Annotated in this window: 12 protein-coding genes and 1 tRNA gene; 7 read left to right on the top strand and 6 right to left on the bottom strand. The window is 62.9% G+C overall.

Annotated features, from left to right (window positions below):
* Positions 1 to 270: 270 nt before the first annotated feature.
* Positions 271 to 344: transfer RNA gene (locus TM49_RS08340), tRNA-Gln, on the bottom strand.
* Between the two features lie 280 nt (positions 345 to 624).
* Between TM49_RS08340 and TM49_RS08335 the strand changes: the two genes are divergently transcribed.
* The 3 genes from TM49_RS08335 to TM49_RS08325 all read left to right on the top strand — a co-directional run bounded on the left by TM49_RS08335 (position 625) and on the right by TM49_RS08325 (position 4,323).
* Positions 625 to 2,196, top strand: coding sequence for a Ppx/GppA phosphatase family protein (locus tag TM49_RS08335; protein WP_052700023.1), 1,572 nt, complete (start codon positions 625 to 627; stop codon positions 2,194 to 2,196).
* An 11-nt stretch (positions 2,197 to 2,207) separates the two neighbouring features.
* A complete protein-coding gene (locus TM49_RS08330) occupies positions 2,208 to 2,912 on the top strand; it encodes an RlmE family RNA methyltransferase (protein ID WP_045680482.1) in 705 nt (234 codons plus the stop codon).
* Positions 2,913 to 3,057: 145 nt separating this feature from the next.
* A complete protein-coding gene (locus TM49_RS08325) occupies positions 3,058 to 4,323 on the top strand; it encodes a GGDEF domain-containing protein (RefSeq protein WP_045680480.1) in 1,266 nt (421 codons plus the stop codon).
* A 20-nt stretch (positions 4,324 to 4,343) separates the two neighbouring features.
* On the opposite strand, the gene TM49_RS08320 is transcribed toward TM49_RS08325, so the two are convergent.
* Both TM49_RS08320 and TM49_RS08315 read right to left on the bottom strand, forming a co-directional pair.
* On the bottom strand, positions 4,344 to 5,636 hold the full coding sequence (locus TM49_RS08320) for an alpha/beta fold hydrolase (RefSeq protein WP_045685001.1): 1,293 nt from the start codon (positions 5,634 to 5,636) through the stop codon (positions 4,344 to 4,346).
* A gap of 169 nt (positions 5,637 to 5,805) precedes the next feature.
* Positions 5,806 to 6,195, bottom strand: coding sequence for a DoxX family protein (locus tag TM49_RS08315; RefSeq protein ID WP_045680479.1), 390 nt, complete (start codon positions 6,193 to 6,195; stop codon positions 5,806 to 5,808).
* Between the two features lie 251 nt (positions 6,196 to 6,446).
* On the opposite strand from TM49_RS08315, the gene TM49_RS08310 reads away from it, so the two are divergent.
* Complete coding sequence (locus TM49_RS08310; RefSeq protein ID WP_045680478.1) at positions 6,447 to 8,771, top strand: NADP-dependent malic enzyme; 2,325 nt, start codon at positions 6,447 to 6,449, stop codon at positions 8,769 to 8,771.
* A gap of 10 nt (positions 8,772 to 8,781) precedes the next feature.
* Here the strand turns inward: TM49_RS08310 and putA are convergent, their stop codons facing one another.
* Complete coding sequence (gene putA / locus TM49_RS08305) at positions 8,782 to 11,889, bottom strand: bifunctional proline dehydrogenase/L-glutamate gamma-semialdehyde dehydrogenase PutA (RefSeq protein ID WP_045684999.1); 3,108 nt, start codon at positions 11,887 to 11,889, stop codon at positions 8,782 to 8,784.
* Positions 11,890 to 12,343: 454 nt separating this feature from the next.
* Here putA and TM49_RS23385 point away from each other — a divergent pair, with 454 nt between their 5' ends.
* Positions 12,344 to 13,015: a helix-turn-helix transcriptional regulator gene (locus TM49_RS23385; protein ID WP_052699769.1), complete on the top strand. Its 672-nt coding sequence runs from the start codon at positions 12,344 to 12,346 to the stop codon at positions 13,013 to 13,015.
* 20 nt (positions 13,016 to 13,035) lie between these two features.
* Here the strand turns inward: TM49_RS23385 and TM49_RS08295 are convergent, their stop codons facing one another.
* Both TM49_RS08295 and TM49_RS23625 read right to left on the bottom strand, forming a co-directional pair.
* The gene (locus tag TM49_RS08295; RefSeq protein WP_045680476.1) at positions 13,036 to 13,617 is read right to left on the bottom strand and encodes a thymidine kinase; all 582 of its coding nucleotides are present in this window, start codon (positions 13,615 to 13,617) and stop codon (positions 13,036 to 13,038) included.
* Positions 13,574 to 13,744 (bottom strand): hypothetical protein, encoded by a 171-nt coding sequence (locus TM49_RS23625; RefSeq protein ID WP_158498618.1) that lies wholly within the window; start codon positions 13,742 to 13,744, stop codon positions 13,574 to 13,576. Before TM49_RS23625 ends, TM49_RS08295 begins: the two co-directional genes overlap by 44 nt.
* Positions 13,745 to 13,803: 59 nt before the next feature.
* Here TM49_RS23625 and choV point away from each other — a divergent pair, with 59 nt between their 5' ends.
* Positions 13,804 to 14,856: a choline ABC transporter ATP-binding protein gene (gene choV, locus TM49_RS08290; RefSeq protein WP_045680475.1), complete on the top strand. Its 1,053-nt coding sequence runs from the start codon at positions 13,804 to 13,806 to the stop codon at positions 14,854 to 14,856.
* 71 nt (positions 14,857 to 14,927) lie between these two features.
* Complete coding sequence (locus TM49_RS08285) at positions 14,928 to 15,644, top strand: HugZ family pyridoxamine 5'-phosphate oxidase (protein WP_179945016.1); 717 nt, start codon at positions 14,928 to 14,930, stop codon at positions 15,642 to 15,644.
* Positions 15,645 to 15,660 lie beyond the last annotated feature (16 nt).

The raw sequence follows: 15,660 nt of genomic DNA, 5'->3' as shown, positions 1-15,660 counted from the left end.
AAAACCTCAGACTGTTTTTGGTAAAACGACGCCGTTCTTGCGGTTTTTCCAATATTCTCCATGGATTTAGGCGTAATTCAGCGTGTCCGTCGGCAACTGCCACACGCAGGACTAGCAACACCGGAAAGCAGTAGCCCCTCGCCGGTGGACGGCATGCAGGAAACACAAGATGGCAAATTCGCGGTCACGCCCCAGTAGCAGCGATCAAAGGATACCGCGATGCGCGTTTAGAGCGAAGCGACAACAAGGCGTAAAAATAACGGAAGGATTTGGCTGGGGAACCTGGATTCGAACCAGGACTAACGGAGTCAGAGTCCGTGGGTCTACCGTTAACCTATTCCCCAACAACGCGCCCGGCGCGTCGGTGTGGTGGGCTTATAAACAGAAATGAGCGGGATTGCCAAGGGGTGGAGGCAAAATTTTTGTGTCGCTTTTTCCTTCGTTGCGGGCGAGATCGCCGCCGCCGGCCCTCGCCCTGAAACGACGACGCGCGCGGGCGGTTTCGGCGCAGCGCACAAAAGGCATTGGCCTCGTCCTGACGCACTGCTATGATGGGTCAACTTGAAAATCGTATGAGCGCCATGTCGCGAGCTTATGTTTGCGCGGCGCGATGGAACAGACAAAGTGGAAGACCCCCAAAACAGCGGCAGGCTGTCAGATGGCGGGGTGCGCTTGACGAATGGTGGCAATGGCGACACTCCGCCACGCCGCCGATCACGGAAAGGCCGCACGAAGGCGGCCGCCGCAGTGCCCGCTCATGGTGGCGGTGCGCAAGCACCGCAGCCAAGGGATGTCCCGGCATCGGCCGGCGATGCCCCTGTCGGAAAACGCAGGAAGAAGCGTCGCCGCGGCAAGCGACGGCATGGCGGCAATGGCGATGCCCCGCAGCAAGCCGTGAAGGCGGATGCTGCCGAGAACCAGCAGACCAGTGCGCCTTCTCACAAGCGCCGGCGGCGGCGCAAGGGACATGCGCGCGGACCGCTCGGCGCAGATGGCTGCAAGCGCGTGGAAACGGCCCAGCAGACTGCCGATGCCCATCAGGCTCCGCCGGCGCGTGCGCCTGGCGGCGAGGCTCGTCCGGCTGACACGACCACACGGGAACCATCGCACAAGACGAGCTCTCCTGACGCTGGCGGCGCGCATCGCGGCCGGCACCATGGCGAGCGTCATCCCGACCACCGCCTCTATGCCGCACTCGATCTCGGCACCAATAATTGCCGCCTGTTGATCGCCCAGCCGACCCGCAGCCACCAGTTCCGCGTCGTCGACGGGTTTTCGCGCATCGTCCGGCTCGGCGAGGGTCTTGCGGCGACGGGAAGCCTGTCGCCGGACGCCATGGACCGTGCCATCGAGGCGCTGTCGCTCTGCGCCGCCAAGCTGAAGGGCCGCGCCGTGCGCCGCATGCGGCTGATCGCGACCGAGGCCTGCCGGGCAGCCGACAATGGCGAGGCCTTCCTGACAAGGGTGCGCGAGGAGACCGGGCTCGAGCTCGAGATCATCAACCGCGAGACCGAGGCGCGCCTTGCTGTCTCGAGCTGCGCCTCGCTGATCGGACGCGAGACCCGCGCGGCAGTGCTTTTCGATATCGGCGGCGGCTCGTCCGAGATCGCGGTCATCCGGCTCGATGGTCAGCGTTCGCAGCGGCTTGCCAACCACATCTCGCACTGGACCTCTCTACCCGTCGGCGTGGTCACGCTGTCGGAGCGTTACGGCGGCCACGACGTGACGCCGGAAGTGTTCGAGACCATGGTGCGGGAAGTCGAGGCCCTGCTGGGCGATTTCCATTGCCCGGAGATCGAATGCGGCGATGCCCGCGACGGCTTCCACCTCATCGGCACCTCCGGAACGGTGACAACCCTTGCCGGCGTCCATCTCGACCTGCCGCGCTATGACCGGCGCAAGGTGGATGGCATCTGGCTTTCCGATGACGAGGTCTCGGCAATGCAGGCAAAGCTGCTCTCCTGGGATTTCGCCGGCCGGGCCGCCAACCCCTGCATCGGGCCGGACCGGGCCGATCTCGTCCTGGCCGGGTGCGCCATTCTGGAGGCCATCCGCCGCCGCTGGCCGGCGCCGCGCATGCGGGTCGCCGATCGCGGCCTGCGCGAGGGCATCCTGACCGACATGATGATGCGTGACGGCGTCTGGCGCCGCCCGCGCCGCCGGAACGGCTTCAACCGCCAGAACCATTCAGACTGAGGATAGCAATCATGGCCAAGACGCCGGCAAAACCCGTACGCACCGGCCGCAAGATCGGCCAGAAGGTGAAGAAGACCAAGCTCAAGGCCTCCTCGCGCCGTTGGCTGGAACGTCACATCAACGACCCTTATGTGCAGCGCGCCAAGACCGAGGGATTTCGTGCCCGCGCCGCCTACAAGCTGCTGGAGATCGATGAGAAGCACCATATCCTGAAGGGGGCGCGGCGGATCATCGATCTCGGTGCGGCGCCCGGGAGCTGGTCGCAGATCGCGGCGAAGGTGACGAATTCGTCGGATGACAACATCCGCGTCGCGGCGATCGATTTCCTTGAAATGGCGCCGGTTCCGGGCGTGAAGTTCTTCGAGATGGACTTCCTCGACGATGCCGCTCCGGCGCTTCTCACGGAAGCGCTCGACGGTCCGCCCGATCTCGTCATCTCCGACATGGCAGCCCCGACCACGGGCCACAAACGCACGGACCATCTGCGCACCATGCACCTGTGCGAGGTTGCCGCCCACTTCGCCGTCGAAGTGCTGGCCGAAGGGGGCCACTTCCTCGCCAAGACCTTCCAGGGTGGCGCCGAGCAGGATCTGCTGACCATGCTGAAACAGAATTTCAAGCAGGTCGTCCACGTGAAACCGCAGGCGTCCCGCTCCGAATCGGTCGAGATGTTTCTGCTCGCCAAGTCGTTCAAGGGGCGTCAGACGGACGTCTGACCGACGCTAAAGACGGCCTGAGCAAGGATTGAACATGTTTATTAAGGTTAATCGATAGAAAAATCTCACAATCAGGCTATATGGGTGAGAACCGATCGGCCTTCGACATTTGCCCGCCGCCGCCATTCCGTCACCTGAGGACTGCATGCTGCCGCTTCTGGATCTGAACACGCTTCACATGGTGGAGCTTGCTGCCGCGCTGCTTTCCTGCGTGATCTGGGCATCGACGGGCTTCCGCGGCCGGAGCGTCCCTCTGGCCCGTTATCTTCTGGCCGCAAGCCTTCTGCTCAGCTTCGGTGCTGCTGTTTCCGTGTTCCAGTCGTCATATGGCGGAGGCTGGATGAGCGTCGTGGCGGAAGCGAGTGTCCTTCTCGGCCTGAGCCTGATCCTGATCGGCATCCGCGCTTTCTTTGCGCTGCCGACCGATCGGCGGCTGCTTCTGGTGCTGATGGCTTTCGCGCTTGCCGTGCTCGCCTTCTACCGGGAGCGATGGCTGCTGCGCGAGGCGATCTATCTCGAAGCCCTGGCCCTGATCATGCTGGCGCTGCTTGCCGTGCTCCTTCCTCGCCGCGCGCTCGGGCCCGGCACAGGCCTTGCGGCAGCGAGCGCGATCGTTTTTGTCATCGCTGCACTCTTTGGCGCCGCCACAAGCGCTATGCTCGGTCTATCGGCCCATCCCTCGCCTGCGCTGATGCCGATGCACCTCTATGCGCGGCTGCTGATGTTTTCCGCCTCCCTTCTGCTGCTGTTCGGCATTGCCGTGATGATGATCGAGGGACGGCTGGCCGATGCAGAGGCCGAGGCGCGGCAGGATGACCTGACCGGCATCTCGAACCGGCGACATTTCATGCACCAGCTTCAGGCAACCCATGCGCTGGCGAGTGCCGAGCAGGGTGTCTACAGTATCATGATCATCGACATCGACCGGTTCAAGCGCTGGAACGATGGCTACGGCCACGCAACCGGTGATAGCGCTCTCAAGCATTTTACATCAATCGCCGTCGGCGAACTGGAACCTTCGGATCTACTTGCCCGGACGGGCGGTGACGAGTTCTGCCTGCTGATGCGCGATCGCAACGAAGCCAGCGCCATCGGGCTTGCCAAGCGCCTTTCCGAGGCCTTGCGCGGTGAGGTGTTCCGGATCGGCGAACGGGAGATCGCTCTCACCGTCAGCATCGGCATCGCCTGCTACACCCCCGGAATGGAAGACGACGAGAACGCAATCCTGGTCAACGCCGATATCGCTCTTTATGCCGCCAAGAATGCCGGGCGTGACCGCTATGAAGTCTTCGATGCGGAGACCATGGCCGGTGGCGGCGGCACCAGCCACAAGCCACGGTTTCGGGCGTCCGACCGCCCGCTTGCTTTACCCGCCGTCTCACCCGAAGGCTTGGCCGAGCACCACCCTTAGGGTTGGCCCCGACTGTCGGCTCAGATCGGCCCGCCGTTTTCCCGCACCGTCTGCATCAGACGGCGGAAGACATCCGGCCCCTGGCGGACGCCGTCGTGCTCGTATTCATTGGTGACCCAGGCCCGGCAATTTCCGAGCCTTGCGGCGGTGTCGAGCGAGAACGCGGAATCAACATACATGTCGTCGAAATAAACGGCCGCGGCAACCGGGATGTCGTTGGCAAAAAGCCGCGTCGCATCGTAGAGCGGCGGATAGTCGCCACGCGCCGCAAGCGCTTCCGCGGCAGCCTGGAACGGCCGCAGCGACCGGATTTCCTCGAACATCCAGGGATAGATCATCTCGCCGGTCAGAAGCAGGGGCCTGCGAGCGGGATCAAACCGGGGGAACTCGGCGCGCACGCGCTCTGCCGCCCAGGCCGTCGGCGCCGCGCCCTGACCGTAGATGCTCTCGTGGACGAGCGCGAACAGCGGATTGTCGTCGAAACCGGTCGCAGCCATGACGGAAAACAGGAATCCGTCGGAGAACCGGCTTTCGTCGGCATCGGCGAAGGCATCATCGAGCAGGAAATGCAGCTGGTCATAGCCCGGCGCCATGCCGAGCCCGAGGCCGAGCGTCTGCAGACGGCGCACGCTCAGCCGATCGCCGTCAGGCAAGCGGACATCGTTTGCCGAAATCATGTCGGCAACGCGGTCAAGCCGGGCAGCGTCCTGCGGGAAGCGCTGGTGGAAAGCGCGGTTCTTCGCCATCACCCGTGGATAGGTACGGCGATAGACGTCCTCCGCCGTGGCGCTGATGCCGGAAAGCCCCCCAGTCACATAGCAGGCAGAAAGCCCTTCCGGCGCCTTCGAAAGATAGGTGAGCGTGATGAAGCCGCCATAGCTCTGGCCGAGCGTTTCCCAGCGCTGGTCGCCGATCAGGTTTTTGCGCACATGTTCGCAATCGGCAACGATGCTGTCGGCGCGGAAATGCATCAGATAGTCGGCCGCCGCCTCTCCCGTCTCGAAGCGAGCCATGGTGGTGGCGTCGATGCGGGCGCTCTTGCCGGTTCCGCGCTGGTCGATAAGGATGACGCGATGGGTCTTCAGCGCCTCCTTCAGCCACGGCGGCCCGCCGGCGACCGGACGCGGGTTCTTGCCGCCCGGCCCACCCTGCAGAAAGCAGAGCACCGGAAGCTGCTCGCGCCGCCGCATCGGATCGACGATCTCGCGCACGAAAATCTGGATGATCGGACCTTCTGGCTTGGCCCAGTCGAGCGGGACCGGCACCAGCATGTCGCGTATCATCATGCCGGGGATGATGTATTGCCGTGGCATCATGGCCCGCTCCTTTCTTGTTCATTCGCGCGCGCCAAGAGCCCTAACGCTTTTCGCTTGTCGCGGAAAGACCCGAATTCCGAAGGCAAGCCAAGCTGGCAGACAAGAAAAAGGCGGGCCGCAGGGGCCCGCCTTCATTCGAAATCGCTTTTTCGCACGTTTGAACGCGTTACTTCCGCTTGCCGTCGAGGCTGAAGGCGCCCGGACCGGCGAAGACGAGGTAGAGGAAGATGAAGCAGAACAGGATCGCCGCATCGCCGCCGTTCAGCGCCGGGAAAAAACTGTTCGGTGCATGCATCATGAAATAGGCAACAGCCATCATGCCCGACAGGATGAAGGCCGCCGGACGGGTGAAGAGGCCGAGAATGATCAGCACACCACCGACGATTTCAAGGGCGCCGGCCAGACCGAGCAGCGAGAAGAGCGGCGGATGGAAATCCGACACCGGGAAATGAAGAAGTTTCTGGGTGCCGTGTTCCAGGAACAGAAGCCCCGTGACGACGCGCAGCAGGGCCAGGAAGTAAGGCGCCAGCGGCTGCAGCACTTTGTTGAGATTCATGCTTTGACTCCGTTTTTATGGGTGACGCCTTAAACAGGGTACCTCAGGTCGAGGCACAATACCCAAAAAAGTAGCCAGGGGAATATCGCTCCCGGTGAACACTGCGTCATCGCCGGCGATGCATGGTAAGCCGATAGTGGACAAAAACGCTGCCCGCACTTGCCGGCGGATTGCAGTTCGCAAGAGCCGCCCATATAGTCGCGCAACCCAGGAGGAACCGCGCAGCAAAGGCCGGCCAAGGAGAAAATGAGATGAGCGAGAACTCGGACAAGACGACGACCGCCGATGATCTGCAGTCGCAGGCGTTGTTCTACCACCGCTATCCCCGCGCCGGAAAACTCGAAATCCAGGCCATCAAGCCGCTCGGCAACCAGCGCGACCTGGCGCTCGCCTATTCGCCGGGCGTCGGCGCGCCCTGCCTTGCCATTCACGAAAATCCGGGCGATGCGGCGAAGTATACCTCGCGCAGCAACCTCGTCGCCGTCGTCTCCAACGGCACCGCCGTTCTCGGTCTCGGCAACATCGGCCCGCTCGCCTCCAAACCGGTGATGGAAGGCAAGGCGGTGCTGTTCAAGAAATTCGCCGGTGTCGACGTCTTCGACATCGAGATCGACGCGCCCACCATTGACGAAATGGTGTCGACGGTCGCTGCGCTCGAGCCCACCTTCGGCGGCATCAACCTCGAGGACATCAAGGCGCCGGAATGCTTCGAGGTCGAGCGCATCCTGCGCGAGAAGATGCAGATTCCGGTATTCCACGACGACCAGCACGGCACTGCCATCATCGTCGCCGCCGCGATCCTGAACGGCCTCGAGCTTGCCGGCAAGTCGATCGAAAACGTCAAGATCGTCGCTTCCGGTGCGGGCGCTGCAGCACTTGCATGCCTTAACCTCCTTGTCTCGCTTGGGGCGAAGCGCGAAAACATCTGGGTCTTCGATATCGATGGCCTCGTCCATCCCGGCCGTGAAACCAACATGGACCAGTGGAAGGCTGTCTATGCGCAGGAAAGCGATGCCCATGCGCTCGCCGATCACATCGCCGGCGCCGATGTCTTCCTCGGCCTCTCGGTCGCGGGTGCGCTGAAACCCGCGCTGCTGAAGCAGATGGCCGACCGGCCGATGGTGCTGGCGCTCGCCAATCCCGTGCCGGAGATCATGCCCGACCTCGCCCGTGCCGAGCGCGAGGACGCGATGATCTGTACCGGTCGCTCGGACTTCCCGAACCAGGTCAACAACGTCCTCTGTTTCCCCTATATCTTCCGCGGCGCGCTCGATTGCGGTGCCCGCACCATCAACGAGGAAATGAAGATGGCCGCCGTGCGCGCCATCGCCGGCCTCGCCAAGGAAGAGGTCTGGGAAGTGCCGCGCCAGGCAACCGGCGGCGAGCCGCTGATCTTCGGCCCGGATTACCTGATCCCCTCCCCCTTCGATCCGCGGCTGATCCTGCGCATCGCGCCCGCCGTTGCCCGTGCTGCTGCCGAAAGCGGCGTCGCCGAACGGCCGATCGAGGATTACGAGGCCTATTTCGACCAGCTCAATCGCTTCGCCTTCCGCTCCGGCCTGGTGATGAAGCCGGTCTTTGCCGCCGCCAAGGCCGCCGAACCGAAACGCGTGATCTTCTCCGATGGCGAAGACGAGCGGGTGATGCGCGCCGCCCAGGTGCTGATCGAGGAGGGCGTATCCAAACCCATCCTGATCGGCCGCCCGAACGTGCTCGAAACCCGCATGAAGCGCTACGGCCTGCGCATGCGCCTGAACGAAGACGTCGAATTCATCAATCCCGAAAGCGATTCACGCTTCCGCGAATATGTCGATGAATATCTGGCCCACGTCGCCCGTCGCGGGGTGACACCGGACCGCGCCCGCACCATCGTGCGCACCAACACCACGGTCATCGGCGCGCTTGCCGTCAAGCGCGGCGATGCCGATGCGCTGCTCTGCGGTGTCGAGGGCCGGTTCGACCGACATCTGCGCGATATTTCCGACATCATCGGCAAGCGCGAGAACGTCCGCGATTTCTCGAGCCTCGGCCTGCTGATCTCGAACCGCGGTGCCACCTTCTTTGCCGACACGCACGTCACCTTCTGCCCGACGGCAGAGGAGATTGCCGAAACGACCATCCAGTCGGCCAATGCCGTCGCCCGCTTCGGCATGGTGCCGAAGGCGGCGCTGGTATCGCATTCCAACTTCGGATCCCGCGATTCCGAGAGCGCCGCGCGCATGCGCGAAGCGCTCGCCATCGTGCGCGAACGGATGCCGGATCTCGAAATCGATGGTGAGATGCAGGGCGATGCCGCGATCTCCGAGGAATTCCGTCACCGCGCCATGCCCAACAGCACGCTTTCGGGCGAAGCCAACCTGCTGATCTTCCCCTCGCTCGACGCCGCCCACATCACCATGTCGGTGGTGCAATCGATGCTGGATGCGCTGCATGTCGGCCCGATCCTGCTCGGCAGTGCACTTCCGGCGCACATCCTGTCGCCTTCCGTGACCTCGCGCGGCATCGTCAACATGGCGACGCTTGCGATCGTCGAGGCCGACATCGCGCAGAAGGATCTGCGCGAAGCGGCGGAGTGATCACTGCCGATCAGTCGTCCGAAATGCCGATCAGGCTGGCATTGCCGCCTGCAGCAGCGGTATTGACCGAGACGACCTGCTCGAGGGCAAAGCGCAGCAGATAGGCCGGTCCGCCGGCCTTGAAACCCGTTCCGGAAAGGCCGGAGCCGCCGAAAGGCTGGGTGCCGACGACCGCACCGATGATGTTGCGGTTGACGTAGATATTGCCGGTATCCATGCGGTTGACGATACGCTCGGCCGTGGTCGAGATGCGGCTGTGGACCCCAAGCGTCAGACCGTAGCCGCTCGCGGAAATCTTGTCGCAGACCTTGTCGAGTTCACCAGCCTTGTAGCGCACGACATGCAGGATCGGGCCGAAGACCTCCTTGGTCAGCGCTTCCGGCTTGTCGAGTTCGACGATGTGCGGCCCGAAGAAGGTGCCGACAGCCGGCGCTACGGTGGCGAGATGCACAGTCTGGGTCTCGCGCATTTCGGCGACGTGGTCGGTCAGCATCTGCCATTGCTTGGCATCGATGACCGGTCCGACATCGGTGTCACATTTCGACGGGTCGCCGAGCGTCAGCTCGGCCGCAGCCCCCTTGATCATCTCGATCAGCCGGTCGGCGATGTCGGCCTGGACATAGAGCACGCGAAGCGCCGAGCAGCGCTGGCCGGCAGAGCGGAAGGCCGACATCACGACATCGTCGGAAACCTGCTCCGGCAGCGCCGTCGCATCGACGATCATCGCGTTGAGGCCGCCGGTTTCGGCGATCAACGGGATGATTGGCCCATCCTTGCCGGCAAGCGTGCGGTTGATGGCGCGGGCCGTGGCCGTCGAGCCGGTGAAGGCAACGCCGGCCAGCAGCGGGTGCTCGGTGATCGCGGCGCCAAGTTCCGGGCCACCCGGCAGGAGGATCAGAACATCCTCGGGAATACCGGCCTTGTGGAGAAGCTTGATCGCCTCGAAGGCGATCAGCGGCGTCTGCGGCGCCGGCTTGGCGATCACGGCATTGCCGGCGACAAGGGCTGCGGAGATCTGCCCCATGAAAATCGCCAGCGGGAAGTTCCACGGCGAGATGCAGGCGAATACGCCACGCCCGCGCCATGAATAGCGGTCGTCTTCCCCGGTCGGGCCCGGCATGTCGAGCGGATTTGCAAACATCTTTCGAGCCTGAACCGCATAGTAGCGGCAGAAATCGGCCGCCTCGCGGATTTCGGCAAGCCCGTCATCCAGCGTCTTGCCGGCTTCGTCGGAGAGAAGCCGCATCAGAAAGGCACGGTTTTCCTCGATCAGATCCGCCATCTTCTCAAGCGCCGCGGCACGCTCCGCGACAGGACGACGCGACCAGCTCTGGAAGCCCTTTCGCGCCGCCTCGAAGGCCGGCCCGACGGCATCCGCCTCGGCCCAGACGATGGTGCCGACCTTTTCGGAGGGCGCAGACGGCGAATGGACCGGCTTTGTCTCGCCAGTCGGCTTCAGCCCCGGAACCAGCGGCACAGCCTCGACGAAGGGATCGTTCCTGCCCATCCCCTTCAGCAAGGCAGCCAGGCTTTCGCGATGGCCAAACTCGATGCCGGACGTGTTCTTGCGGTCGGCGTAAAGTGCCTTCGGCAATGGGATGTGGCGATTGCGGGCACTGTGGCCGTCTTCCAGTTTCAGCTTGTCCTGCGGCCGCTCGAGCAGTGTGTCCACCGGCACCTTCTTGTCGCCGACGATCGAGACGAAGGAAGAGTTGGCGCCGTTTTCCAACAGCCGCCGGACGAGATAGGCAAGCAGATCGCGATAGCCGCCGACCGGCGCATAGATGCGGCAGGGAACGGCATTCTTGCGGGCGATCAGGTGGTCATAAAGCGTCTCGCCCATGCCATGCAGGCGCTGCATCTCGAAACCGGAGCGATCCTCGCCGGCCATGGCGAAGATCGAGGCGATGGTGAGCGCATTGTGGGTGGCAAACTGCGGGTAGAGGCGCGGCCGGCTGTCGAGCATCTTCTTTGCCACCGCCAGATAGGCGATGTCGGTCGCGGGCTTGCGGGTCCAGACCGGATAGTCGTCGAGCCCACGCTCCTGCGCCCGCTTGATCTCGGTATCCCAGTAGGCGCCCTTGACGAGGCGGACCATCATCCGGCGACCGGTGCGCTCGCAGAGGTCGTTGATATAGTCGATCACCGCGCCTGCACGCTTCTGATAGGCCTGCACAGCAAGGCCGAAACCGTCCCAGCCGTCAAGCGAGGGGTCGGAGAAGACGGCGGCAATAACATCGAGCGATAGCTCCAGCCGGTCGGCCTCCTCGGCGTCGACGGTGAAATTGAGCTGATGCGCCTTCGCCATCTGCGCGAGCTTCAGCAGATCGGGCACGAGTTCGCGCATCACCGCCTCGCGGTGGGTGGCGAGATAATGCGGATGGATGGCCGAGAGCTTCACCGAAATGCCCATCCGGTCGGGCAGCGTGCGGTCCTTGCCGTTCTTTTGCATGTAACCGCCAAGCGCCTCGATCGCGTCGGCGTAGGATTTGAAATAGCGGGCGGCGTCCTCGCGGGTGCGGGCGCCCTCGCCCAGCATGTCGAAGGAATGGCGATAGCCTTCGGCTTCGTTCTTCTTCGCCCGCGCAAGCGCATCCTTCATCGTTTCGCCGAGCACAAACTGACGGCCGAGGAAGCGCATCGCCTGGCGCGTGGCGATCCGCATGCTCGGCATGCCGATCCGCTGCGCAAGTCCGCGCAGAACACTGTCAGGCGTTTCGCCCGGCTTGATGATGCGCGAGGCCGTGGCGAGCGCCCAGGCGGAAGAGGACACGAACCAACGGTCGCCATGAGCCTTGTGGTCCTGCCAGCCGCCCTCCTTCAGCTTGTCCTCGATCAGCCGCTCCTGGGTCTCCGCGTCAGGCACACGCAAAAGCGCCTCGGCAAGCACCATCAGCGCCAGGCCTTCACGCGTCGAAAGTCCGTATTCGCGCATGAAGTCTTCGACGCTTCCGACGCTGGCATTGCTGTCGTCGCGGATCGCCCCGATCATGTCGCGGGCTTCCGCATCGATCGTCGCATCATCGAGCTTCAGCGCCGCAAGTCGGCCGATCATCCCCTTGATCAGACGATCGTCGTCGCCACCGAAGGGTGCGCTAAAGATGGGAGAATCGGACATGTCCTGGCCTTTCGCGAAATTGATGGACGGCATTTAGCACTATATCTGCCGCGCCGTACTATTCAATTTTAGTGCGAAAGTCCGCGGTGGAAACCACCAAAAAAGGTATCGCCTGCGCGCTACGTCGAAGCCGGTGATGCGGCATTTTCGCATCACGCGACGACTGCGAAAACTAGACTACAGTCAATTTTGGGGCCAACAAAGAACAAACGGCAGTTTACGTTGTCGCAACTTATGAGAATTTTTGACCAACAGCAACAACATTGGCTTGCCATTTAAGCTGTGAGAATTATAACATATAATGAAAAAGCAAAATCGGGTGCCTTTCTGAATCCATCGCATTGCCGTTTGCGGGAGGACCGATCTTCGGCGGCAATACTATCTGGGAACGGCACACGATATGGACTTTTCCACTCACGACAGAAAGCGATCGCTACTGAGGGCGGTTGACAGGGTGAAAACGGCCGACGGCCTGTTTCCGGTCGTCAAGCGTATGGCCACCGCATTCGGCTTCCGGCATGTCACCTTCCTCGATTTCCCCGACAGCGGCTCGGAAAAGATCGTTCCGCTCGTCCACATGACAACGCTGCCAATTCCGCTGCTTAATGTCTATGACGCTGCCGGATTACTGCCGACTTCGCCCATCGCGGCGACGGCGCGAAAGCGCCCGGCGGCGCCGCTTCAGTGGCAGTTGCAGGAACTGATCGACCCCTCTGATGAGGCACGCGCCCCCGTCCGCAAGCGCATGGAGCGCATGCGGATGAGCATGGGGATCATCTGTTCGGTCCCCTCGCCACAGGGCAGGCTCGCCGTCCTTTTTCTCGGAGACCGGCGGCCGCTGACGACGGAGGAAGAGCGCGACCTCGCCGTACTGGCCGAGAGGGCGGCGAACCGCTTCGAGGAACTCAGCAACGAATCATCCCGATCGCACACCTTGCTCTCAGCACGAGAACTGGAGGTCGTTCGCTGGTCGGCCGAGGGCAAGACATCGTCCGAGATCGGCTGCATTATCGGGCTTTCGGACCATACGGTGAACGCCTATCTCGCCAATGCCATCCGTAAACTCGATTGCGTGAACCGCACGCAACTCGTGGCCAAGGCCATCCGCCTGAAGCTGATCGACTGAGCCGGGCCGCGGGCGCGACCTCAGCGCCGCCCGGTCTTTTCTTTCCAGTGCTTGCGGCAAAGCGATACATAGCGCTCGTTTCCGCCGACCTCGATCTGCGGCCCCTCGAGCAACGCATTGCCACCGGCATCGAGGCGCACCACCATGGTGGCCTTGCGACCGCAATGGCAGATGGTGCGGACTTCGCGAACCTCGTCGGCAAGCGCAAAAAGCTCACGCGAGGCCGGAAACAGCTCACCGCGGAAATCCGATCTCAGGCCATAGGCCATGACCGGAATGTCGAGCTCGTCAACCACCCGGGCGAGCTGCCAGACATGCGCCGCCGTCGCGAAATTGGTCTCGTCGACAAACAGGCAATCGATTGCCTGCTCGGCATTGAGAGACTGCGCAAGCTCGAACAGGTCGGTATCCGGCCCGAAGGTCACTGCCTCCGAGGTCAAGCCGATGCGCGACGAGACAATCCCCTTGCCGGCGCGATCGTCGAGGTCGGCCAGCAGGATAACCGCATGCATCCCGCGTTCGCGGTAATTGTAGGCAGCCTGCAGCAGCAGCGTCGACTTACCGGCATTCATCGTGGCGTAATAGAAATGAAGCTTGGCCATCGCTCTCTTCCGTTTTGGTTTCCTTGTGCCGGGATTCGGCTTGAAGAACAAAGCCGAAAATCGGCATGGCCACAGAAAATCCGGACATCCGGCCGGCGTTTTTTTCCGCGTGCGGCAACCCGGCCATTCCCCTCTCTCCTGCTCTGGGTTATTTGAGGGCGACCTCATTTCACAGAAGGCAAGACCATGCCTGCAGCCGTAGAGCTGAATAACATCGACATCGTTTTCGGCAGGAAGCCGCAAAAGGCGCTGCCGCTCCTTGATACCGGCCTCGGCAGGGAGGAGATCATTCGCCGCACGGACAATATCGTCGGCGTTTCCGGCGCCTCGCTGACTATCAGCAAAGGCGAGATCGTCGTGCTGATGGGCCTCTCCGGCTCCGGCAAGTCGACACTGCTGCGCGCCGTCAACGGTCTGGCGCCGGTGACCCGCGGCAGCGTGCTGGTGCACACTGAAACAGGTCCGGTGGATCCCTACAGGGCCCGTGCGCGCGCCCTGCGCAGGCTGCGCGCCAACACCGTGTCGATGGTGTTCCAGCAATTCGCCCTTCTGCCCTGGCGCACGGTGGCCGAGAATGTCGGCTTCGGCCTCGAACTCTCGGGCATCAAGGGCAGGGAGCGGCGTGATCGGGTGGAAGAGCAGCTTGCCCTCGTCAATCTTGCGGACTGGGCGGATCAGCCGCTCGCAGCACTTTCCGGCGGCATGCAGCAGCGCGTCGGACTGGCGCGCGCCTTTGCCACCGGCGCCCCGATCCTGCTGATGGACGAGCCCTTTTCCGCCCTCGACCCGCTGATCAGAATGCATCTTCAGGACGAGCTTCTGGCGCTGCAGGAACGGCTGAAGAAGACCATCCTCTTCGTCAGCCACGATCTCGATGAGGCCTTCAAGCTCGGAAACCGCATCGCCATCATGGAGGGCGGGCGCATCGTGCAGACCGGTACGCCCCGCGACATCGCCCGCCGGCCGGCAAACGACTACGTGTTCGATTTCGTCAGCAACATCAATCCGCTGAACTACATGACGGCGCAGGACATCATGCTGCCGGTGACGAGCCGCGCCCAGCTAGAGACATCGGTCGCAGCGACGGCCCGGCCGGCAACGCCGATGGCGGAGGTGCTGCGGGCATTGGCCCAGAACCCCGGCACCATCGGCGTTATTGACAAGGGCCGCGTGATCGGCACGATTTCCGCTCGCGAGGCCGCCGCGGGTCTCGCCCGGCGCGGCAATGCGACGCACTGAGCATTAACGCCGTCGATACCCATTTGACCGATGGCCCCGCAAGGCAACGCGATGACGCCAGGAGACCCCTCATGCCCCGGAAAAGCGATGTTCTTCGGGAAACAGACGCCAATGCCATCCGGCTCGGCCGCGCCCTGATCCGCGAGGCCCAATACGCAGCGCTCGCCGTCATCGAGCCCGAGACCGGCTTCCCCTTCGTCAGCCGGGCTCTGCTGGCGACCGACATCGACGGCGTTCCGGCGATCGCGATCTCCAAACTTGCGACTCATTTCGGCGCGATCATGGCGGACGATCGGGTTTCGCTCTTGACCGGCGTGCCCGGAAAGGGCGATCCGCTCGCCCATCCGCGCATGACGACCCTGTGCCGGGCGGTGCGCGTCGAAAAGGGCAGCGAAGACCACGCACGTCTGCGGGCCCGCTTCCTGCGCCGCCACCCCAAGGCGGCACTTTACATTGATTTCCCCGACTTTTTCCTGTTCCGGTTGCGACCGATTTCGGCAAGCCTCAATGGTGGTTTCGGCCGCGCCTATGCGCTCGATGCGAGCGATTTGGTTAGTGAAGACGCACTTTCGACCTATGTGGGCTTCGACGCCGAGGCGGCGATCAGTTCAGCAAATTCTTTACTAGCAGACGCTAACACAACCAAACACAACTGCATCGACGCCGACCCCGAAGGGGTGGATCTGAAAAACGGCTCTGAATACGTGCGTTTAGACTTAAATTCTACCGCGATCGATGCTCACAACTTTGTTGCTCTTTTGGCGAGTAGTCTTGAAAAGATACCCTAAATTTAGGAGTATTTTT

Origin of the sequence: Martelella endophytica (assembly GCF_000960975.1) — a bacterium.
In the GTDB taxonomy this organism is placed as follows: Bacteria; Pseudomonadota; Alphaproteobacteria; order Rhizobiales; family Rhizobiaceae; genus Martelella; species Martelella endophytica.
Note: the sequence above shows the minus strand (reverse complement) of the source record. Positions and strands in the feature narration are given on the sequence as shown.